Source organism: Methylibium sp. T29, assembly GCF_000576205.1.
In the GTDB taxonomy this organism is placed as follows: Bacteria; Pseudomonadota; Gammaproteobacteria; order Burkholderiales; family Burkholderiaceae_C; genus Methylibium; species Methylibium petroleiphilum.
In genome coordinates, this window is record NZ_AZND01000055.1 from 1 (window position 1) to 19551 (window position 19551).

General features: G+C 71.6%; 22 protein-coding genes, 2 pseudogenes and 1 riboswitch. All 24 genes and pseudogenes read left to right on the forward strand.

Translation table 11 applies throughout. The features are described from left to right. On the forward strand, window positions 1–837 hold an 837-nt coding region (locus x551_RS09230; RefSeq protein WP_036248254.1), incomplete at its 5' end, for an iron ABC transporter permease. Further along, complete coding sequence (locus x551_RS09235) at window positions 834–1619, forward strand: ABC transporter ATP-binding protein (RefSeq protein ID WP_036248257.1); 786 nt, start codon at window positions 834–836, stop codon at window positions 1617–1619. The genes x551_RS09230 and x551_RS09235, both read left to right, overlap by 4 nt. Window positions 1620–1761: 142 nt before the next feature. Beyond that, entirely contained in the window at window positions 1762–3054 is a 1293-nt protein-coding gene (locus x551_RS09240) for a cobyrinate a,c-diamide synthase (protein ID WP_036232135.1), read from the forward strand. Between the two features lie 23 nt (window positions 3055–3077). Beyond that, window positions 3078–3719, forward strand: coding sequence for an energy-coupling factor ABC transporter permease (locus x551_RS09245; protein WP_036232076.1), 642 nt, complete (start codon window positions 3078–3080; stop codon window positions 3717–3719). A gap of 4 nt (window positions 3720–3723) precedes the next feature. Further along, window positions 3724–4521 (forward strand): precorrin-4 C(11)-methyltransferase, encoded by a 798-nt coding sequence (cobM, locus tag x551_RS09250; protein WP_036232078.1) that lies wholly within the window; start codon window positions 3724–3726, stop codon window positions 4519–4521. Beyond that, complete coding sequence (locus tag x551_RS09255) at window positions 4518–5420, forward strand: sirohydrochlorin chelatase (protein ID WP_036232081.1); 903 nt, start codon at window positions 4518–4520, stop codon at window positions 5418–5420. The genes cobM and x551_RS09255 overlap by 4 nt, the downstream gene beginning before the upstream one ends. Then, complete coding sequence (locus tag x551_RS09260) at window positions 5417–6103, forward strand: precorrin-8X methylmutase (RefSeq protein ID WP_036232084.1); 687 nt, start codon at window positions 5417–5419, stop codon at window positions 6101–6103. The genes x551_RS09255 and x551_RS09260 overlap by 4 nt, the downstream gene beginning before the upstream one ends. After that, window positions 6100–7224 (forward strand): cobalt-precorrin-5B (C(1))-methyltransferase, encoded by a 1125-nt coding sequence (locus x551_RS09265; protein WP_036232087.1) that lies wholly within the window; start codon window positions 6100–6102, stop codon window positions 7222–7224. The genes x551_RS09260 and x551_RS09265 overlap by 4 nt, the downstream gene beginning before the upstream one ends. Beyond that, window positions 7217–8533 carry a bifunctional cobalt-precorrin-7 (C(5))-methyltransferase/cobalt-precorrin-6B (C(15))-methyltransferase gene (locus x551_RS09270; protein ID WP_036232090.1) on the forward strand — a complete coding sequence of 439 codons (1317 nt, stop codon included), beginning with the start codon at window positions 7217–7219 and terminating at the stop codon, window positions 8531–8533. The genes x551_RS09265 and x551_RS09270 overlap by 8 nt, the downstream gene beginning before the upstream one ends. Next, entirely contained in the window at window positions 8526–9329 is an 804-nt protein-coding gene (gene cobI, locus x551_RS09275; protein ID WP_036232093.1) for a precorrin-2 C(20)-methyltransferase, read from the forward strand. The genes x551_RS09270 and cobI overlap by 8 nt, the downstream gene beginning before the upstream one ends. Window positions 9330–9345: 16 nt before the next feature. Then, complete coding sequence (locus x551_RS09280; protein WP_036232096.1) at window positions 9346–10116, forward strand: cobalamin biosynthesis central domain-containing protein; 771 nt, start codon at window positions 9346–9348, stop codon at window positions 10114–10116. Next, on the forward strand, window positions 10113–10511 hold the full coding sequence (locus tag x551_RS09285) for a cobalamin biosynthesis protein (protein ID WP_036232099.1): 399 nt from the start codon (window positions 10113–10115) through the stop codon (window positions 10509–10511). The genes x551_RS09280 and x551_RS09285 overlap by 4 nt, the downstream gene beginning before the upstream one ends. 101 nt (window positions 10512–10612) lie before the next feature. Continuing rightward, window positions 10613–10966 (forward strand): hypothetical protein, encoded by a 354-nt coding sequence (locus x551_RS09290; RefSeq protein WP_036248260.1) that lies wholly within the window; start codon window positions 10613–10615, stop codon window positions 10964–10966. Next, window positions 10954–11244, forward strand: coding sequence for a hypothetical protein (locus x551_RS09295; RefSeq protein ID WP_036232105.1), 291 nt, complete (start codon window positions 10954–10956; stop codon window positions 11242–11244). Before x551_RS09290 ends, x551_RS09295 begins: the two co-directional genes overlap by 13 nt. A gap of 58 nt (window positions 11245–11302) precedes the next feature. Then, entirely contained in the window at window positions 11303–11497 is a 195-nt protein-coding gene (locus x551_RS09300) for a CbtB domain-containing protein (RefSeq protein ID WP_036232108.1), read from the forward strand. A 12-nt stretch (window positions 11498–11509) separates the two neighbouring features. Beyond that, complete coding sequence (locus x551_RS09305; protein ID WP_051511922.1) at window positions 11510–12310, forward strand: CbtA family protein; 801 nt, start codon at window positions 11510–11512, stop codon at window positions 12308–12310. A 42-nt stretch (window positions 12311–12352) separates the two neighbouring features. Then, the gene (gene cobJ, locus x551_RS09310) at window positions 12353–13381 is read left to right on the forward strand and encodes a precorrin-3B C(17)-methyltransferase (RefSeq protein ID WP_231497624.1); all 1029 of its coding nucleotides are present in this window, start codon (window positions 12353–12355) and stop codon (window positions 13379–13381) included. Window positions 13382–13428: 47 nt separating this feature from the next. Then, window positions 13429–13697: riboswitch (cobalamin riboswitch) on the forward strand. A 425-nt stretch (window positions 13698–14122) separates the two neighbouring features. Beyond that, the gene (locus tag x551_RS09315; protein WP_036232111.1) at window positions 14123–14494 is read left to right on the forward strand and encodes an NAD(P)H-dependent oxidoreductase subunit E; all 372 of its coding nucleotides are present in this window, start codon (window positions 14123–14125) and stop codon (window positions 14492–14494) included. A gap of 28 nt (window positions 14495–14522) precedes the next feature. Continuing rightward, window positions 14523–15212 (forward strand): annotated as a pseudogene (gene cobA / locus x551_RS27105) (uroporphyrinogen-III C-methyltransferase); the annotation flags it as partial. 81 nt (window positions 15213–15293) lie between these two features. Further along, complete coding sequence (gene bluB / locus x551_RS27110) at window positions 15294–15950, forward strand: 5,6-dimethylbenzimidazole synthase (protein ID WP_255343788.1); 657 nt, start codon at window positions 15294–15296, stop codon at window positions 15948–15950. Between the two features lie 21 nt (window positions 15951–15971). After that, entirely contained in the window at window positions 15972–16541 is a 570-nt protein-coding gene (gene cobO, locus x551_RS09325; protein ID WP_036232116.1) for a cob(I)yrinic acid a,c-diamide adenosyltransferase, read from the forward strand. Further along, window positions 16541–17446 carry an adenosylcobinamide-phosphate synthase CbiB gene (gene cbiB, locus x551_RS09330; RefSeq protein ID WP_036232119.1) on the forward strand — a complete coding sequence of 302 codons (906 nt, stop codon included), beginning with the start codon at window positions 16541–16543 and terminating at the stop codon, window positions 17444–17446. The genes cobO and cbiB overlap by 1 nt, the downstream gene beginning before the upstream one ends. Further along, window positions 17446–18390, forward strand: coding sequence for an aminotransferase class I/II-fold pyridoxal phosphate-dependent enzyme (locus x551_RS09335; protein WP_343252124.1), 945 nt, complete (start codon window positions 17446–17448; stop codon window positions 18388–18390). Before cbiB ends, x551_RS09335 begins: the two co-directional genes overlap by 1 nt. 34 nt (window positions 18391–18424) lie before the next feature. Next, window positions 18425–19551, forward strand: a pseudogene (locus tag x551_RS09340) (cobyric acid synthase); the annotation flags it as partial.

Consider the following 19551-nt stretch of genomic DNA (forward strand, 5'->3'; position numbering starts at 1 on the left):
CTGGGCGCGGCCCTGGTCGGCGCGTTGCTGGGCCTGTCGGGCGCGCTCGCGCAAGGCCTGTTCCGCAACCCGCTGGCCGATCCCTATCTGCTGGGCAGCGCGGCGGGCGCGGGCCTGGGCGTCGTGCTGGTGCTGGCCGCGGCGTCGCTGGGCGGCGCCTACATCAGCCTGTCCACGGTGGTCTGGATCGAACGCGTCGGCCTGGTCTCGGCGGCCTTCATCGGCGCGCTGGTGGGCGTGGCGCTGACGCTGTCGCTGGCGCGCGGCGCGGTGCAGACGCTGCGGCTGCTGCTGGCCGGCGTGGTGGTCGGCGTGCTGCTGGGCGCCGTCAGCGACCTCATCACCGTGGTCGAGCCCGATTCGCTGCGCGGCAAGCAGGCCTTCATGCTGGGCAGCACCAGCTTCCTCGGCTGGAACGCGCTGGCACTGATGGCCGCCGGCCTAGCGGTGCTGTTGTTGATGGGGCACCGGCACGCACGCGCGCTGGACGCCCTGACGCTCGGCGAAGACAGCGCCGTCAGCCTGGGCCTGGACCTGGGCCGCGTACGCCTCGTGCTGGTGCTGATGCTCAGCCTGGGCACGGCGCTGGCCGTCTCGCAGGCCGGGCTGGTGGCCTTCGTCGGCCTCGTGGCGCCGCACCTGGTGCGCCGCCATGCACCGGGCCGGCACGGCTGGCTGCTGGTGGCCAGCGCCGGCATGGGCGCCACGCTGCTGCTGGTGGCCGACGTGATCTCGCGCGCCGTCGTGGCTCCGCGGGAACTGCCGGTGGGCGTGGTGACGGCGGTGCTGGGCGGCGGCTACCTCTTCTGGCTGCTGAGGCAGCGCACGACACCATGACGCCGATGCTCCAAGCTGCCGGCGTGCGTGTGCGGCTGGGCCTTCGCGACGTGCTCGAGGCGGTCGATCTGCGCGTCGGCACGGGCTGGACCGCCCTGGTCGGCCCCAACGGCGCCGGCAAGTCCACGCTGCTGCGTGCGCTGGCCGGCCTGCAGCCGCTGGCGGCAGGACGCGTCACGCTCGACGGCCTGGACCTGCATGCCGCGCGGCCGGCCGAGCGCGCACGCCAGCTGGCGTGGCTGGCACAGCAGGGCGACGTGACCGGCGAGCTCACGGTGCGCGAGACGGTGGAACTGGGCCGCATCGCGCGTCTGGGGCTGCTGGGCACGCCCGGAGCGCCCGACCGCGCGGCGGTGGATCGGGCCATGGCCCTGACCGAATGCACGCCGTGGCAGGCACGCCGGCTGCACGAGTTGTCCGGCGGCGAGCGCCAGCGCGTGCTGCTGGCGCGCGTGCTGGCGACCGAAGCCCGCTGGCTGCTGCTCGACGAGCCCACCTCCCACCTCGACGCGCCGCACCAGGTGGCGCTGGCCCGCCTGTTCCGCCGCCTGGCGCGCGATCCGGAACAGCCGCGCGCCGTGCTCACCGTGCTGCACGACCTGCCCATCGCCTTGCAGGCGGACCGCCTGCTGGTGCTGGTACGCGGGCACCTGCGCGCCGACGGGCCACCCGGCGACCGCGGCGTGCAGGCAGCCCTGGCCGAGGTGTTCGACGGGGCCATCCGGATCGAAGCGGATCCGCAGGGGCACCCGCGCGTGGCGCTGGCACTGAACGAGGAGTAGAGCCGTCATGGACATCATCGTGCAGCATCGCCCGCAGCGCCCAGCCGACTTCCGGACCTTGGAAGCGCCCACGCTGCTCGCGGCCGCACTTCGCGGGCACGCCGCGCCCAGTCACCTGCCGATCGGTGCAGCGGTGACCCGAATGGCCGCAGCCAGCCCGGCGCTGCTGATCGGCGCTCCGGCGTCCGGCCAGGGCAAGACCACGGCCACGGCGGCGCTCGCCCGCTGGCACCGCAGCCAGGGCCGGCGCGTCCGCGTCTTCAAGACCGGGCCCGATTTCCTCGACCCGATGGTGCTGGAGCGCGCGAGCGGGGCGCCGGTGTACCAGCTGGACCTGTGGATGGGCGGCGAGGCGCATTGCCGCGAGCTGCTGTACCGCGCGGCCTGCGAGGCTGACGTGATCCTGGTCGAAGGCGTGATGGGCCTGCACGACGGCACGCCGTCCAGCGCGGACCTGGCGCTGCGCTTCGGGCTGCCCGTGCTGGCGGTGATCGACGGTGCCGCCATGGCCCAGACCTTCGGCGCGTTGGCGCTGGGCCTCGCGCGCTACCGCGATGGCCTGCAACTCGCCGGCGTGCTGGCCAACCGGGTCGGCAGCGAGGGCCACCAGCGGATGCTGCAGGAGAGCCTGCCGGCCGGCATGGCCTGGTACGGTGCCTTGCCGCGCGACGAAGCGATGGCCCTGCCGTCGCGCCACCTGGGCCTGGTGCAGGCCGGCGAGGTGGACGACATCGAACAACGCATCGAGCGTGCCGCGCAGGCGCTCGGTGCCGCACAACCCCCGTTGCCGCCGGTCGTGCACTTCGACGCGCCAGCGGAAGAGGCCGCGGCGGGGCTGCTGCTGGCGGGCGTCAGCGTGGCCGTGGCCCGCGACGCTGCGTTCTCGTTCGCCTACCGAGCCAACCTCGACACGCTGCGGGCGCTGGGCGCTGAGCTGTTGTTCTTCTCGCCGCTGGCCGACGAACCCGTGCCGCAGGTCGCTCACAGCGTGTACCTGCCCGGCGGCTATCCGGAACTGCATCTGGAACCACTGGTGGCGAACGCCGCGACACGCGCGTCGATCCAACGCCATCACGCGCAGGGCCGGCCCATCGTCGCCGAGTGCGGCGGCATGCTGGCGCTGCTGGAGTCGCTGACCGACGCGCAAGGCCACGCGGCGCCGATGTGGGGCTTGCTGCCGGGGCGAGGCGTGCTGCAGAAACGCCTCGCCAACCTGGGGCTGCAGTCGGCCGAGTTGCCCGAAGGCACGCTGCGCGGCCACACCTTCCACCATGCGCTGATCGAGACGCCGCTCGTGCCCCTTGCGATGACGCAGGCCCAGCGCCAGCACGGCCGGGCCGAGGCGCTGTACCGCGCGGGCCGGCTGCATGCCTCGTTCCTGCACCTGTACTTCCCATCCAACCCGGCTGCGGTCGCGGCCCTGTTCCGTCCTTGAACCGTCATTGAAGGAGACTTCCGATGCACATCGAACCCGGCGTCCTGTCCCAGGCCAAGATTCTGTTCGCCACCGTCGCGGCCACCGGCGTGCTGGGGGCCTACGCGCCGCAGGTGCTGAAGTCGCCGGTGTTGTGGCTGCGCACGCTGCTGGCGGCGGCGTTCTTCTCGCTGTTCATGCAGAGTTTCCACTTGCAGGTCGGGCCCTCGGAACTGCACTTCGTCGGCGCGATGCCGATCTACCTGGCCTTCGGCTTCCTGCCCACGCTGTTCGGCTTCGGGCTCGGGCTGCTGATGCAGGGCCCGCTTTTCGAGCCGCAGGACCTGGTGCACCTGTCGGTGAACACGCTGTCGCTGGCCGTGCCGTTGATCGCGCTGCATCACGTGCTGAGCCGCAGGCTGGTTGACCTCGGCAAGGGTGTCGACGTCAAGACCATCCTGAAGCTCGACGGCACCTACTACGCCGGTGTCGTGCTGATGGTCGGTTTCTGGCTGGCGCTGGGCCAGACCGCCACGCCTCTGACCGAATGGCTGCGCTTTGCGGCCAGCTACCTGGCGTTGGTAGCCTGCGAGCCGGTGTTCACGCTCGGCGTGCTGTGGGCCATCAAGCAGGCTCGACGGCAACCGCTGCTGGCGGCGTGCTTCGCGCCGCGCGCGCTGGGCTGAAGCGGTGGCGGGCACCGTGTGGTTCGTCGGCGCGGGGCCGGGTGATCCGGACCTGCTCACGGTCAAGGGCCGCGACCTGATCGCGCGCGCCGGTGCCATCCTGTTCGCGGGCTCGCTGGTCAATGAGGCGGCCACGCGCTGGGCGCCTGCGGGTTGCGCGATCGCCGATTCCAAGGACATGACCCTGGACGAGATTGCCGCTTGGCTGATCGCCCAGGCCGCGCGGCATGACACCGTGGTCCGCCTGCAGACCGGCGACCCGGCACTTTACGGCACGCTGATCGAAGTGGTGCAGCCGCTGGACGCGGCCAGAGTGCCCGTGCGCGTGGTGCCCGGCGTGTCCTCGGCCATGGCCTCGGCCGCCGCAGCGGTGGAGAGTTTCACGTTGCCCGAGGTCACCCAGACCACCATCTTCACCCGCGTCGAAGGCCGCACGCCCATGCCCGAGAGCGAATCGCTGGCCGAGCTGGCACGCCACCGCTGCACGCTGTGCATCTTCCTGTCGATCACGCTGCTGCACAAGATCGAGGCCGCGCTGCGCGAGGCCGGCTGGGCCGAGGACGCGCCGATGCTGGTCGTGCACAAGGCCAGCTGGCCGGGCGAGGAGCGCATCGTGCGCGGCACGCTGGCCGACATCAAGCAGCGCTGCCGCGAGGCCGGCATCGTCAGCCAGGCCATGGTCATCGCCAGCCCCGCGCTGGGGGCGCGGCACTGGCCCGAACTCACCAAGTCCAGGCTCTACGACGCGGCGTTCACGCACCGCTTCCGTCGGGCCAGCGCCACACCGGAGATCTCCAAATGAACAGCACCACGATCCTGCTGGTGGGCCACGGCTCGCGCGAGAAGGCCGGCAACGACGAGATCGAGACTTTCACCGAGCGCTGGCGCGCCCAGCACCCGGCCTGGCGCATCGAGCTGTGCTTCATCGAGTTCGCCGAGGTCGAGGTGGAAGAGGGCCTGGCCCGCGCCGCGCGAGGCGCGCAGCGCGTCCTCGTCGTGCCGCTGATCCTCAATGCCGCAGGCCACGTGAAGATGGAGATCCCGGCGCACATCGCCCGCGCGCGCCAACGCTTTGCCGGCGTGCGCTTCGACTACGCGCCGCACCTGGGCGTGTGCGAACCCATCCTGGCCATCCTGCAGCGCCAGCTGCGCGACTGCATGCGGCGCCTGGACATGCCCGACCCGCTGAGCACGGGCGTGGTGCTGCTCGGGCGCGGATCGTCGGACCGGCAGGCTAACGGCGAGATGGCCAAGATGGCCCGCTGGCTGCAGGAAGAGAGCCAGCACGAGATCGTCGACCTGGCCTTCACCGGCATCACCTTCCCTCGCCTGGAGCGCGTGGTGCAGCGCCAGGCACTGCTGGGCCTGCGCCAGGTCGTGGTGCTGCCGTACTACCTGTTCACCGGCACGCTGATCCAGCGCATCGGCCGCCAGGTCGAACACCTGCGGGTGCAGTACCCGCAGCAGCGCTTCGCGCTGGGCTCGTACTTCGGTTTCGAACCGGAGGTCGCCCGGCTGCTCGCCGATCGCGTGCAGGGTCTGCTGGCGGGGCGGCTCGAGGCGGTCCCGGTCAGCGAGGAAGCGGCGCAGTGGGAAGGTCACCACCACGACGGAGGGCCGACCGGACACGGCCATGTGGCGGCGTACTGCCATGACCGCGAGCACGACCACGCGCACGGGCACGACCACGCACACCCATGAGCAGCGTCAACACCGTCACCGAGCAGCTCACGCGCGCCGGCCAGGCGATCGAGCACGACTCCTTCGCGATCATCGACCACGAGGTCGGCCCGCATGCCTACCGGCCGGAGCAATGGCCGATCGTGCGGCGCATGATCCACGCCAATGCCGACTTCGAGTTCAACGGCCTGGCGGCTTTTCACCCGCAGGCGGTGCGGGCCGGCATTGCCGCGATGCTGCGCGGCGGCGCGCCCGTCGTGGCCGACGTGGAGATGATCTGCTCGGGCCTGTCGGCACCACGCCTGGCCCACTTCGGCATGCGTGCGCACCACTTCATCAGCGATGCCGACGTGATCGAGGCGGCCAAGGCCGAGGACACGACCCGCGCCGTGCAGGCCATGCGCAAGGCGCAGCGCCAGGGGCTGCTGGCCGGGGCGATCGTCGGCGTCGGCAACGCGCCCACCGCGCTGATCGAACTCGTGCGCCTGATCCGTGAGGAAGGCGTGCGCCCGGCGCTGGTGGTGGGCATGCCGGTGGGTTTTGTCTCGGCTGCGGAGTCCAAGGAGCTGATGGCGGAGCTGGTCGACATCCCGTGGATCGTGATCCGTGGGCGCAAGGGCGGCTCGACGCTGGTGGTGGCGGTGCTGCACGCGCTGCTGGCGCTGGCCGAGGCTCAGCAGCGCGGGGAGCACGCCGCGCCATGATGGACAAGACCGTCAAGCGCGGCACGCGCACCGGCTTCACCACGGGTGCGTGTTCGGCGGCGGCCGCGCGTGCGGCGGTGCTGGGACTGGTGCACGGTGCGGTGCCCGAGACGGTCGAGTCCCTGCTGCCCAACGGCGACCTCGTGCACTTCGCGGTGCAAGACGGCCGCTGCGACGCGGACACGGCGCACGCCGCGGTCATCAAGGACGCGGGTGACGACCCGGACTGCACCGACAAGGCCCACCTGACCGCCGACGTGCGCGTGCTGCGCGACCGCGTCGGACTGGTCGTGCTGCTGGGCGGCTTCGGTGTCGGCACCGTCACGATGGCCGGCCTGGGCCTCGAAGTGGGCGGCCCGGCGATCAACCCGGTGCCTCGTCGCAACATTGAGGACAACGTGCGCGCCGCAGCCGGCGGGCTGCTCGACGAAGCCGGCCTGGAGGTCACGATCTCGGTGCCGCAGGGCGTGGAGATGGCGAAGAAGACGCTCAACGCCCGGTTGGGCATCCTGGGCGGCATTTCCATCCTCGGCACCACCGGCATCGTCAAGCCGTATTCCACCTCGGCCTACCGGGCCAGTGTGGTGCAGGGCGTGCAGGTGGCCGCCACCCTCGGTCACGGTGTCGTCGTGCTCACCACCGGCGGACGCACCGAGCAGTTCGCGATGAAAGAGCGGCCCGAGTTGCCGGCGGCTGCCTTCGTGCAGATGGGCGACTTCCTGCGCTACGCGCTGGACACGGCCGTGGCCGAGGGCCTGCGCGAGGTGGTGATCGGCGGCATGGTGGGCAAGCTCACCAAGATCGCGCAGGGCGAGACCATCACCCATGCGAACCGTGCCGAGGTGGACACAGGCCTGCTGGCCGAGCTGGCGGCCAGCATCGGCGCCCCGGCGGACGAGTGCGCCGCGATCGCCGCCAACGTGACGGCGCGGTTCGCGTCCGAGCGCATGGAGGCGTTGGGCCTGCTCGCCGAGTTCCACACCGCGCTGGCGCGCAATGTCGTGAGCACGCTGACCGCGCCTGACCGCTACGCCGACCGCTTCCGCCTGCAGGTGCTGGTCTGCGATTTCGATGGCCACAAGATTGCCGAGGCTTCCTCAATGGAAGAACGCGATGACTGACCCCCAACCCTGCCGCGTGATCGGCGTGCTCGACGACGGAGCGGCCAGCCTTGGCGCCACCGCGCTGGCCCACCTGCGCCGTGCCGACGTGGTAATCGGCGGTGCGCGCACGCTGGCGCTGTTCGACGACGACATCGCGCCCCAAGCCGTGCGGCACGACCTCACCGGCCGGCTCGGCGCCGTGCCCGATTGGATACGCGCGGCGCGCAGCGATCGCCAGGCGGTGGTCGTGCTGGCCACCGGCGACCCGCTGTGCCACGGCATCGCGAGCTACCTGGCCTCACGCCTGTGCATCGAGGCGATCGAGGTGCTGCCCAACGTTTCCACGCTGCAGCTGGCCTGTGCCCGCGTGGGCCTGGTCTGGCAGGACGCGAGGATCATTTCCATCCACAGCAAGGATGCCGGTGAATGGACCGTGGGCGCGCCGCCCGGCCATGGCTTGTATGCACTGGCGCAGGCCCTGCGCGTGCACGACCGCCTGGCGGTGCTGACCAGCCCGGACAACACGCCCGGCCGCGTCGCGCGCCTGCTGCTCGCGCAGGGGCAGGGCGAAGACTTCCACATGGCCGTGGCGGAGCGTCTTTGCACCGCCGACGAGCGGGTGTGGGCGGACCTGTCGCCCGAGGACGCGGCGCACCGGACCTTCGCCGATCCCAACGTGGTGCTGCTCTGGCGCGCCCGCCCCCGGCCCAACCCGGTGCGCGTAGGCCTCGCCGATGCCGCGTACAACCAGCGTCAGCCCGACAAGGGGCTTATCACCAAGCAGGAGGTGCGCGCGGTCTCGCTGGCCAGGATGCAGTTGCGCGCCGACAGCGTGGTGTGGGACATCGGCGCCGGCTCCGGTTCGGTCGGGCTGGAGGCCGCGCGGCTGTGCCCGCAGGGCCATGTCTGGGCCATCGAGAAAAACGAGCTGGACACGGCCATCGCGGCCAGCAACAGCGCGGCCTTCGGCGTGAGCAACCACACGCTGGTCCATGGCAAGGCGCCGGACGGACTGGACGCGTGGGCCGATCCGGACGCCGTCTTCATCGGAGGGTCGGGCGGCGAACTGGACGAGCTGATCGCCCTGTGCCTGCGGCGGCTCGTGCCCGGCGGCCATCTGGTCATGAATTTTGTCACCCTCGAGAACCTGTCCAGCGCCACGCAGACCCTGCGGGCGCTGGGCGTCCAGTGGGACGTGCTGCAGCTGCAGGCCGCCCGCAGCAAGCCCATATTGCACATGCACCGCATGGCCGCCGAGAACCCGGTGTGGATCGTCTGCGCGCAGGCTGGCACCACGGTGCAAGACAAGGAGAGCACCGATGACTGATGCCGTCCGCATGGGCCGCCTGATCGGCGTCTCCCTCGGCCCCGGCGATCCGGGCCTGATCACCCGGCGTGCCTGGGCGCTGCTGGAGCGCCGCGACGCCGTGTGGACCTACCCGGTGCGCAGCATGAAGACCCCCAGCTACGCCTTCGACATCGTTGCGCGGTCCGGCCTGACGCCGGTGGACCAGCACATGCCCCTGTTGTTTCCCATGACGCATGACGAGATCAAGCTCACGCGCAGCTGGCTGCGCGCGGCCCAGACCGTGCTGCCGCTGCTGCAGGCCGGGGGGGACGTGCTGTTCCTCGTGGAGGGCGACGCCTCCACCTACGCGACCTTCGGCCACCTGGCCCGTACCGTGCGTTCCCTGGACGACCAGGCCGTGGTCGAGGTGGTCGCGGGCGTCAATGCGTTCACCGCCGCGTGCGCCACGCAGGGCCTGCCGCTCGCGGAGCAGGACGACACGGTGGCCCTGGTGCCGGCCGCCTACGGCGTGGGCGCGGTGGACCGGCTGCTCAACGACTTCGACACCCTGGTGCTGCTCAAGGTCAAGCCGCTGATGGACGACCTGATCGACTGGCTGGAGCGGCGTGGCCTGCTGGGCCATGCGAAGTTCATCGAGCGCTGCGGCGCGACGGATGAGCGCGTCGTGACCGACCTGCTCAGCCTGCGCGGCGTGAAGGTCAGCTACCTGTCCCTCATCATCCTGAAGAACCCCCTGCGCGTGCGCGGCGAGCGGGTGCGCGGCTGTCTGAAAAGTCGGGGCCGGGCGCCGCCGAGCCGGCCGGCCTCCTGGTGAACGCCGAGGAAATCGAATGACCACAGACCCGACCCCCTTCGCCGCGGCCACTGCCGCGCGCATCTGCATCGTCGCCATCACCAAGCATGGCGCGGGCCAGGCCGCCGAGCTCGCGCGCGCCCTGCCCCATGCCCAGGTGTGCACGGCCGTGAAATTCGCGCCGGCCTTCGTGGGCCTGCCCAATGCCGTGCAGGCGTACAGCGGCGCCTTGCGCGACGAGATCGCGCCGCTGTTTGCCGGCTTCGACCAGCTCGTCTTCTTCGTCTCGCTGGGCGCGGTGGTGCGCCTGATCGCGCCCCACCTGAAGGGCAAGGACGAGGACCCCGGCATCACCGTCGTCGACGACGCGGGCCGGTTCGTCATCCCGGTGCTGTCGGGGCACGTGGGCGGCGCCAACGCCTGCGCCGAGCAGGTCGCTGCGCTGGTCGGCGCCACGCCGGTCCTCACGACGGCCTCCGATGTCGGCAAGACCATCCCGGTCGACATCCTGGGCCGCGAACTCGGCTGGACCGTGGAGGCGCCCAAGCTCAACATCACGCGGGTCTCGGCCCATGTGGTCAATGGGGAGCCGATCGCGGTGGTGCAGGAGGCCGGAAGCCCGAACTGGTGGGCCCGGCCCACGCCGCTGCCCGCCAACATCCATCGCTTTGCCAGCTTCGACGAGGTGGACCTCGCGCGCTTCGCCGCCGTGCTCTGGGTGACGCATGCCGAGGTGGCGGCCGAGCGCTGGCAGCAGTTGCATGAACGGCTGGTGGTGTACCGGCCGCCGCACGAGGCGCAGGCATGAACGTGGCGCTTGGCATCGGCTGCGACCGCGGAACCCCGGCCGAAACCATCGCCCAGGCGGTGGATGAGGCGCTGGCGCGCGCCGGCGTGACGCATGCCGACGTGGTGGCGGTGGCCAGCGTGGACCTCAAGGCGGACGAGGGGGGCTTGCTCGCCTTTGCCGCGCGGCGGGGCTGGACCGTCCAGTTCCACCCGGCGGCCAGGCTTGCCCAGGTGCCGGTGCCCAATCCCTCGGAGACGGTGCGCAGGCACATCGGCACGCCTTCGGTGTCGGAGGCGGCGGCGCTGCTGGCGGCCAGCGCGCCGATGTCTGCGCTGCTGGTGGAGAAGCAGAAAAGCCGCGGCGGCGATGGCCGCCACGCGACAGTTTCAGTGGCCAGGTGCGAGCCATCGTGACCGCCCCCTGTCCCGGAGATCCGAACGACGAGCAAGAAAGGAGCAGGAACGATGCAGTCATCTTTTGCACCCCCCTGTGCGCCGCGGCGCTGCTGGGGCTCGTGCCGCAGGCGGCCCATGCCGGGCGCCCGCTCGGGACCGACGACGCCGGGACCGCCGGGGCCACCACCTGCCAGGTCGAGAGCTGGGCCGAGCGAAATTCGAGTACCCGGGAGCGGACCTGGGTGGTGTCGCCCGCCTGCGGCGTGGGTGACGCGGTGGAGATCAACCTGGAACTGGCGCGCACCGTGCCCGACGGCGGCACGCGCCTTGAAAGCGGCCTGGCCGTCAAGTGGGTCGATCCCGCCTGGAAGTCCGGTGCATTCAACTGGGGCATGAAGCGTGGCGCGGCACCGCGCATGGCCGCGAGTCGCCCAAATGGGCGCCCACATCCTCGGGCGCCATGGGGCTGCTGACCTGGAAAGCCGGCGAATCGGCCTCGGTGCACGGCAACCTCGGCTTCGAGACCGACCATGCCGTCCACACGACGCAGCCACTGCTCAACCTCGCGCTCAGCTGGGAGGCCACGCCGTCCCTCACGCTGGTCGCCGAAGTCATGGCGGTGCGCCGCAGTCCCTCCCAGCGCAACGTGGGCGCCCGCTGGTGGGTCGCGCCCGAGCGTTTCGCGCTGGACCTCACCGCCGGCCGGCACCACCGGACCGTCGGCTTTGGCTGGTACGGCATCGGCTTCTGACCTTCGCAAAACTCATTTTTGATCGAAACCTGAAGTCCAACCCTGAAAGTAAAACCCAATGAACGCTCCCATCTCCTCCTCCGTTTCCACCGCCGCCGCGGGTTCCTCCGCGGCGCGCCTGGTGCTCGGCCAGATCGCCGCCGCGGCAGCGCTCGGGCTGGTCGTGCTGTATGGCGTGGCTTTCGCGGAAAGCCCCCTGGCGCACAACGCGGCTCACGATGTACGCCACGTGACCGTCAAGCCCTGCCATTGAACGGGAGGCGCCATGTTGTTCACACGACTGATCTGGGTCGCGCTGGGCGCGGCCATCCTGGTGGGCAGTGTGCAGACTGCGCTGCAGCAGTGGCAGGCGGTCCCCATCATCCTCGCGGCGGAGGTCTTCGAGGACCAGAAGGCGGCGCAGGAAGCCGCGTCCGCCAAGCAGGCGGCGCCGGCCGCGGTCCAGGCGCATGCGCATTCGCAAGCGCCTGGCGTCGCGCCCCATGACCATGGCGACCGTGCCAGCCAGGAGGCCGCCGAATGGAAACCCGCCGACGGCATGGAACGCGCCGCATGGACCTGGGCGGCCAACGTGCTGCATGGCTTCAGCATGGCCCTGCTGGTGTTCGCGGTGATGTCGCTGTGGGTCTGGCGCCGCGGCACGCCGGCACGCCCGGTCCTGCTGGGCCTGGCGGTCGCGGCGGCGGGCTGGCTCACGTTCCACCTGTGGCCTTCGCTGGGCCTGCGCGCCGAGATTCCGGGCATGGAGGCGGCCGCGCTCGACGCGCGGCAAGGCTGGTGGACCCTGGCCGCGGCCAGCGCCGCGCTCGCCTGCGCGGTGACGGCCTTCGCGGACAAGCCCTGGCGCTGGCTCGTGGCGGCGGCCTTGCTGGCCTTGCCCTTCGTCGTGGGCGCGCCCGAGTTCCAGGGCGACCCGCTGCCCGGTTTCAGCGCTGGGGCCAGGGCACAGCTGCAGCAGTTGGGCACGCAGTTCATCCTCGTGACCACCTGGATGTCGGTGGTCCTGTGGCTCAGCCTGGGCCTGGCCTGCGGCTGGTTTTCCGGCGGCGGCTGCAGCAGCCGCTGACGGCACTGCGCAGCCTTTGATACTCATGCCAGGAACCGGTTCATGACAAACCCTGCCCCGAATTCCACCGCCGGCCAGCCCCAGGCTGGCGCCGCGCGGCCCGGAAAAATCATGCTGGTAGGCATCGGTCCCGGCAGCGTGGGCCACATGACGCAGCGCGCGCGAGAGGCCATCGCCGAGGCCGACGCAGTGGTGGGCTACGTTACGTACATCAAGCTGGTGGCCGACCTGATCGAGGGCAAGGAGGTCGTGCGCAAGGGCATGACCGAGGAGCTGGACCGCGCGGTCAGCGCGCTGGAGGCGGCGCGCGCCGGGAAGAAGGTCGCGCTGATCTCATCGGGCGACGCCGGCGTCTACGGCATGGCCGGCCCCACCTACGAGGTGCTGTTCCAGGCCGGCTGGACGCCCGAGGACGAGGTGCAGGTCGAGATCGTGCCCGGGGCGTCGGCGCTCAACGCCTGCGCGGCGCTGGTGGGCGCGCCGCTGACGCACGACTTCTGCGCGATCTCGTTGAGCGACTTGCTCACGCCCTGGTCGGTGATCGCCCGGCGGCTCGACGCGGTGGCGATGGCCGACTTCGTGGTCGCGCTCTACAACCCCAAGAGCGGCCGGCGCACGCGCCAGATCGTCGAGGCGCAGCGCCTGTTCCTGCGCCACCGCCGGCCCGACACGCCGGTGGCCATCGTCAAGAGCGCCTACCGGCGCCGCCAGCACATCGACTTCCGCACGCTGGCGACGATGTGCGAGGCCGACATCGGCATGCTCAGCACGGTGCTGATCGGCAACAGCAACACCATCGTACGGCATGGCCTGATGGTCACGCCGCGTGGCTACACCAACAAGTACGACCTGGCCAACGGCGGCGCCACGCGCGAGGGCGAGAAGCCCGGGCGCTCGCTGTCCACCGGCTTGAACGGCTGGCTCGAGAATCTGATGGCCGATCACGCCGCTGGCGAGAGCGTCGAACAGCTCGCGGCGCGGCATCGCCTGCCGGCGGACTACATCGCGGCGACGCTGGCCGAGCCCGTCGACGCGCAAGCCGAAGCGGCGGCGGAAGACAACGAAGGCTGAGGAGAACGCACCATAGACACCGAACCACGATGGGCTTCCTCCGGGAAGCCCATCGCAAACGCCCAGGTGCCCGGAGCCAGTGATGGATTCGGGATAAACGGGAATGGGGTAGGCCAGCGCAAGACGCTGGCCGCAATCCCCGGCTGCCCCCGCAACGGTAGGCGAGTGCCGGTGTGTCACGGCGCTTGAGCGATCAAGCGCCAGCCACTGGGTGGTCACGTGATGTCGTCGTCGAGACGACGTACGCGGGCCGCCTGGGTAGGCGGTGCACCGAGACTCGCGAGCCCGGATACCGGCCTGAGGCGTCGCGCTGCCACGGCATTCGCCGTGGCAGTGATCGCGATGCGACCAGCCGCGGGGAGCGGATGGCGGCGACCGAACCACGCCTGCGCGCGTGGGCGTCGCTCCATCCCGTGCAGCGGGTCGCTGCTGGAGTTGATGCCACGTGAGAACCACCGAACCGGGTGCCCGAACCGGGCCCTTCCTGTCACCGCTGGCCGCGGCCAGTGCCCTGAGCTGCCTGCTGGCGAGCACGGCGGCGTGCGCCGACGAGCCGGCCTCGCTCGAGGCCGTCGTCGTCACGGGCCGGCGCACCGGCGTCGCGCCTGGAAGACACGCCGCAACGCATCGAGATCATCGACGCGCAGGACATCGAGCACACGCCCTCGCGCGAATTGACCGACCTGCTGACGCAGAACAGCAGCGTCGACGTGATCCAGCGAACATCCCCGAGGCCTCGTCATGACCGAACCCATCGACAAACCCAAGATCGGCGACTACCGCCGCCACCTGCTGGTCTGCACCGGCCCGCGTTGCACGCAGGACGGCCAGTCACAGATGTTGTTCGACAGCCTGGGCGACAAGTTCAAGGCAGCCGGCCTGCACGAGGGCGACCTGCGCGTGAAGCGCAGCCGCGTGAGCTGCTTCGCGGCCTGCCGGGGCGGCCCGATCCTGTGCGTTCAGCCCGATGGCGTGTGGTACTACAACGCGACGCCCGCGAACATGGACCGCATCGTCGAACATCACCTGGTCGGCGGCCGGGTGGTCGAGGACCTGGTGTTCCACCGCGGTCCCGATGGCAGCGGTTGCGGCGGGGCCGGCGATGACTGCTGAAGCGACCGCCGCCTATCCCCATGCCGGCATGGTCAGCATCGTCGGTGCGGGGCCCGGCCCGGCAGACCTGTTGACGCTGCGTGCGCTCGACCGCATCCGGCAGGCCGACGTGGTCGTGCACGACCGGCTGATCGACGCCGAGGTGCTGGCGTTGATCCCGCCGGCTGCGCAGCGCATCTACGTCGGCAAGGCCGCGGGCCACCACATGATGACGCAGGCGCAGATCCATGCCGTGCTGGTCGAGCAGGCGCGCCGGGGGCGGCGCGTGGTGCGCCTGAAGGGGGGCGACCCGCACATCTTCGGGCGCGGCGGAGAAGAGGTGCAGGCGCTCCAGGCCGAGGACCTGGCGTTCGAGGTGGTGCCGGGCGTCAGCGCGGCCAACGGATGTGCGGCAACAGCGGGCATTCCGCTGACGCATCGGGACTTGTCGCATTCGTGCACCTTCCTGCCGGGCCACCTGGCCGGGAGCAGCCCGGAACTGGACTGGGCGGCGCTCGCCCGGCCGCGGCAGACGCGGGTCTTCTACATGGGCGTCGAGCGGGTGCCGGCCATCGCACGGGCGCTGATCGCGCACGGGCTCCACGCCGGCACGCCGGCGGCCATCGTGCAGGACGGCACGCGCGAAGGGCAGCGCGTCTGGGCCATGGGCCTGGCCGCGCTGGCCGAGCAGGCGCCGGCGTATGGGCCCCGGCCGGGGCTGCTGATCATCGGCGAGACGGTGTCGTTGAGTCCGCATTTCGTCCAGGACGATGGCGCACCCGCGCCAGCAGCCGGCACCACCGAGCTGCCATCGCCGGGGTTGCACTTCAACGTTGCGGATCGCACGAGCCTGTACCGCGTGCTGGCCGCGCGGCGCGACATGCGGCACTTCGCGCGCGGCACGCCCATGGAGGACGCGGTGCTGCAGCGCATGCTGCATGCGGCCCACGCCGCGCCATCGGTGGGGCTGATGCAGCCCTGGCGCTTCGTGCGGGTGCTCGATCCCGTCGTGCGCGAGCGCATCGCAGCGCTGGTGGACGGCGAACGGCGCGCCACTGCCGACGCGCTGGGTGAGCGCCGTGACGAGTTCCTGCGCCTGAAGGTCGAAGGCGTGCGCGATTGCGCGGAGTTGCTGGTTGCGGTGCTCGCACCCGACGATGGCACCGTGTTCGGCCGGCGCACACTGCCCCGGGAGATGGCGCTGTGCTCGGTGGGCTGCGCGGTCGAGAACCTGTGGCTGGCCGCGCGCGCCGAGAACCTCGGCTTGGGCTGGGTCTCGATGTTCGATCCCGCGGCGCTGGGCGAGCTGCTGGCTTTGCCCGAGGGCGCGTTGGCCCTGGGCGTGTTGTGCCTGGGGCCGGTCAGGCAGTTCTACGGGGCGCCGATGCTCGAGCTCGAAGGCTGGCGAGACGGTCGGCCCTTGGCCGAGCTGCTCTTCGTCGACCGCTGGGGCCAGCAGGGTCAGCAGGCGGGTTGAACCCAATCGAAGGAGCGAGCGATGCAGGTCGAACCCCCACCCAGCGAGCGGCGCTACGAGCGCCCCGCCGGCGAACGGCGCGGCCTGGTGATCGTGCACACCGGCAACGGCAAGGGCAAGAGCACCGCTGCCTTCGGGCTGGCGCTGCGCGCACATGGCCGCGGCAAGGCGGTGAAGATCTACCAGTTCATGAAGGTGCCCAGCGCGCGCTTCGGCGAGCACCGCGTGTTCGAGCAGCTGGGCGTTCCCATCGAGGGCCTGGGCGACGGCTTCTCCTGGAAGAGCCGCGACCTCGATCGCAGCGCGCAGCTCGCCCGCGACGGCTGGACGCGCGCCGAGGCCACCCTCCGCGCCGGAGCGCACTTCCTGATCGTGCTCGACGAGATCACCTACCCGCTGCGCTATGGCTGGCTGCCGCTGCAGCCAGTGCTCGCGTGCCTGCGCGAGCGTCCGCCCCAGGTTCACGTGGTCCTGACCGGGCGCGACGCGCCCGAGGAACTGATCGCGCTGGCCGACACCGTGACCGAGATGGCGCTGATCAAGCACCACCACCAGGCCGGCGTGCCGGCCCAGCGCGGCATCGAGGACTGATGCTCGGGGCCGCCGCGATCCTGCTGGCGTGGGCGCTCGACAGGCGCTTCGGCGAACCGGCCAACCGCTGGCACCCCGTGGCCTGGTTCGGGCGCCTGATGGCGCCGCTGGGTCGGCGGCTGGCCGCGCTGCGGTCCTGGGCGGCGCTGGCTGGCGGCGCCGCCGCGTGGGTGTTGGCCGTGGGCGCGGTGTTCGCAAGCGCGGGGGCAATCCAGGAGTGGATCCGGCAGCAGCCGGCGTGGCTGGCCGCTCCCTTGCTCGGCCTTGCGCTCAAGCCCAGCTTCGCCTGGCGCGTGCTGCACGACGAAGTGCAGGCCGTCGAGGTCGCACTGGGCCAGAGCCTGGACGCCGGGCGCGAACGCCTGTCGCGGCTGTGCAGCCGTGACGTGAGGCAGCTGGACGACGCCGCCGTGCGCGAGACCGCGATCGAGACGCTGGCCGAGAACCTCAACGACTCGCTCGTGGCGCCGCTGTTCTGGTTCGCGGTGGCCGGCCTGCCCGGCGCCTGGGCCTGGCGCGCCGCCAACACGCTGGACGCGATGTGGGGCTACCGCGGCCGCTGGGAGTGGGCCGGCAAGTGGGCGGCGCGTGCCGACGACGTGCTGGCCTGGGTGCCGGCGCGCATCACGGCCGCATTGCTGTGGCGGCCGTCGATCGCGTGGCCCACACTCGTCCGCGAAGCCCGGGCCACGCCTTCGCCGAACGGCGGCTGGCCCATGGCGACGATGGCCCTGCGTCTCGGCGTGCGCCTGGGCAAGCCCGGCGCGTACGTGCTGAACGCCGCAGGCCAGGCGCCGGATGCGGGCGCGGTGAGCCGTGCGCTGCACGCGGCCAGCTGCGCCGCACGCGGGGCCTTCGTTCTGGCGGTGGCGGTACTACTGTTCGTCGGTGGGGCCAGGCCGTGATGGCGCGCATCCACGGCGGCGCCGATGCCCAGGGATCACCGCGCTGGGACTTCTCCACCTGCGCGAACGCGGCCGGCCCCTGTCCGCAGGCGCTGGCGGTCGTGCGGGCCGCGGACCCGACCCGCTACCCGGACCCCAATGCCACTGTGGTGCGCCAGGCGCTGGCCAAGCTGCACGGCGTCGAGCCGCGACGCATCCTCCCGGCCGCCAGCGCGAGCGAGTTCATCCAGCGCATCACCGCCGTCAGCGGCCGGCTGTGGCCGGGCGCGGTGAGCGTGCCGGCTCACGCCTACGGCGACTATGCGGCGGCGGCTGCGGCCTGGGGCCGGCCACTGACCGGCGACGACGAAATCGCGACGCTGTGCTGGCGGGCCGACCCGACGAGCCCGCTGGGACAAGACGGCGATGCGGGTGGACGAGACGCTGCCCGTCCGACCGTGCTGGACGCGGTCTATGCACCGCTGCGCCTCGAAGGTGCTTGCGCATGGCGGGTCGAAACCCTCGATGCGGTCTTCGTGCTGCACAGCCCCAACAAGGCGCTGGGGCTGACCGGCGTGCGCGGTGCTTACGCCGTGGCGCCCCTCGCTGCCGCCTACGACAGCGAGGCGCTGTGCCAAGCCCTGGAGGCAGCCGCGCCGTCATGGCCGCTGTCGGCGCAGTCGGAGGCGATGCTCCTGAGCTGGTCCACGCCTGCGGCCCAGGCCTGGGTCGCGCACTCGCTCGACACGCTGGCAGCGTGGAAGTCCGACCTGCAGCGCCGCCTCACGGAACGTGGTTTCTCGCTGCGGCCCAGCGTCACGCCCTTTTCATCACGCGCCCGCCGCAGCCGCTGGACCTGTCGAGCCTGCGCGCCGAGGGCCTTGCCGTGCGTGACACCGCCTCGTTCGGCCTGCCGGGCTGCTGGCGCGTCTCGGCCCAGCCGCCGCATGCACAGGAGGCGCTGATGCGTGGCATCGACGCCGCCCAGCGGAACGCCGCATGAAGATCGCCCTGATGGTCTGGGGTGCCAGCAGCGGCGCGGGCAAGAGCCTGCTGGCCACCGCCTTGTGCCGCTGGGCAACGCGCGAGGGCCTGGACGTGGCGCCCTTCAAGGCGCAGAACATGAGCAACAACGCGCGCGTCGTGCCGGTGCATGCCGATGGTCTCACGGACGGCGGGGGCGCCCTGGGCGAGATCGGCTCGGCCCAGTACTTCCAGGCCCTGGCCGCGCGCGTGCCGCCGCACGTCGACATGAACCCGGTGCTGCTCAAGCCCGAGCGCGACACGGCCAGCCAGGTGGTGCTGCAGGGCCAAGCCAACGCCGCCCTCTCGCGCATGGGCTGGCGCGAACGCAGCGCCTTGCTGGCCACGGCGGCACGGGACAGCTTCGTGCGGCTGGCCGCGCGGCACGACGCCATCGTCATTGAAGGCGCAGGCTCACCGGCCGAGATCAACCTGGCGCCGCAGGACTACGTGAACCTGGGCACTGCGCGCTGGGCGCGCGATCTTGCCGGCGCGAGGGGCCGCCTGCGCGCGCTGCTGGTCGCCGACATCGACCGCGGCGGTGCCTTCGCCCACCTGCACGGCACCTGGGCGCTGCTGCCCGACGACCTGCGCCCGGCGCTGACGGGCTTCGTGCTCAACAAGTTCCGCGGCGATGCGGCCTTGCTCGCGCCAGGCCCCGAGCAGCTGCAGGCCCTGACCGGCGTGCCGCTGCTGGGCGTGCTGCCGATGAAGCGCGACCACGGGCTGCCCGAAGAAGACGGCCTGTACGCGGCTCCAACCGGCGGCGGATCGGGCCCGCGCATCGCCATCGTCGCCTGGCCGCACCTGAGCAACCTCGACGAGTTCCAGTCGCTGGCCGGTGCCGCGGCGCCGCGCTGGGTGCGCAGCGCCGCAGAATTGGACGGCTCTGACTGCGTCGTGCTGCCAGGTTCCAAGCAGGTCAGCGGCGACCTCGCCTGGCTGCGCGCCCAGGGGCTGGACCGCGCCATCGTCGCGCACGCCCACGCCGCCGGCCGGTACTGGGCATCTGCGGCGGGCTGCAGATGCTGGGGCGGTGCTCGACGACCCTGAGGGCGTGGACGGCGAGGCCTACGGCCCGCTGCCCGGCCTGGGCCTGCTGC

What these genes read in the sequence shown, in the direction of transcription:
- cobJ (WP_231497624.1), top strand. Translation starts at nt 12,353, where the DNA reads ATGACAAACCCTGCCCCGAATTCCACCGCCGGCCAGCCCCAGGCTGGC.
- cobI (WP_036232093.1), top strand. Translation starts at nt 8,526, where the DNA reads ATGACTGATGCCGTCCGCATGGGCCGCCTGATCGGCGTCTCCCTCGGC.
- x551_RS09305 (WP_051511922.1), top strand. Translation starts at nt 11,510, where the DNA reads ATGTTGTTCACACGACTGATCTGGGTCGCGCTGGGCGCGGCCATCCTG.
- x551_RS09235 (WP_036248257.1), top strand. Translation starts at nt 834, where the DNA reads ATGACGCCGATGCTCCAAGCTGCCGGCGTGCGTGTGCGGCTGGGCCTT.
- x551_RS09240 (WP_036232135.1), top strand. Translation starts at nt 1,762, where the DNA reads ATGGCCGCAGCCAGCCCGGCGCTGCTGATCGGCGCTCCGGCGTCCGGC.
- x551_RS09260 (WP_036232084.1), top strand. Translation starts at nt 5,417, where the DNA reads ATGAGCAGCGTCAACACCGTCACCGAGCAGCTCACGCGCGCCGGCCAG.
- x551_RS09245 (WP_036232076.1), top strand. Translation starts at nt 3,078, where the DNA reads ATGCACATCGAACCCGGCGTCCTGTCCCAGGCCAAGATTCTGTTCGCC.
- x551_RS09265 (WP_036232087.1), top strand. Translation starts at nt 6,100, where the DNA reads ATGATGGACAAGACCGTCAAGCGCGGCACGCGCACCGGCTTCACCACG.
- cobO (WP_036232116.1), top strand. Translation starts at nt 15,972, where the DNA reads ATGCAGGTCGAACCCCCACCCAGCGAGCGGCGCTACGAGCGCCCCGCC.
- cbiB (WP_036232119.1), top strand. Translation starts at nt 16,541, where the DNA reads ATGCTCGGGGCCGCCGCGATCCTGCTGGCGTGGGCGCTCGACAGGCGC.
- x551_RS09255 (WP_036232081.1), top strand. Translation starts at nt 4,518, where the DNA reads ATGAACAGCACCACGATCCTGCTGGTGGGCCACGGCTCGCGCGAGAAG.
- x551_RS09285 (WP_036232099.1), top strand. Translation starts at nt 10,113, where the DNA reads ATGAACGTGGCGCTTGGCATCGGCTGCGACCGCGGAACCCCGGCCGAA.
- x551_RS09300 (WP_036232108.1), top strand. Translation starts at nt 11,303, where the DNA reads ATGAACGCTCCCATCTCCTCCTCCGTTTCCACCGCCGCCGCGGGTTCC.
- x551_RS09335 (WP_343252124.1), top strand. Translation starts at nt 17,446, where the DNA reads ATGGCGCGCATCCACGGCGGCGCCGATGCCCAGGGATCACCGCGCTGG.
- x551_RS09280 (WP_036232096.1), top strand. Translation starts at nt 9,346, where the DNA reads ATGACCACAGACCCGACCCCCTTCGCCGCGGCCACTGCCGCGCGCATC.
- x551_RS09295 (WP_036232105.1), top strand. Translation starts at nt 10,954, where the DNA reads ATGGGGCTGCTGACCTGGAAAGCCGGCGAATCGGCCTCGGTGCACGGC.
- x551_RS09315 (WP_036232111.1), top strand. Translation starts at nt 14,123, where the DNA reads ATGACCGAACCCATCGACAAACCCAAGATCGGCGACTACCGCCGCCAC.
- x551_RS09270 (WP_036232090.1), top strand. Translation starts at nt 7,217, where the DNA reads ATGACTGACCCCCAACCCTGCCGCGTGATCGGCGTGCTCGACGACGGA.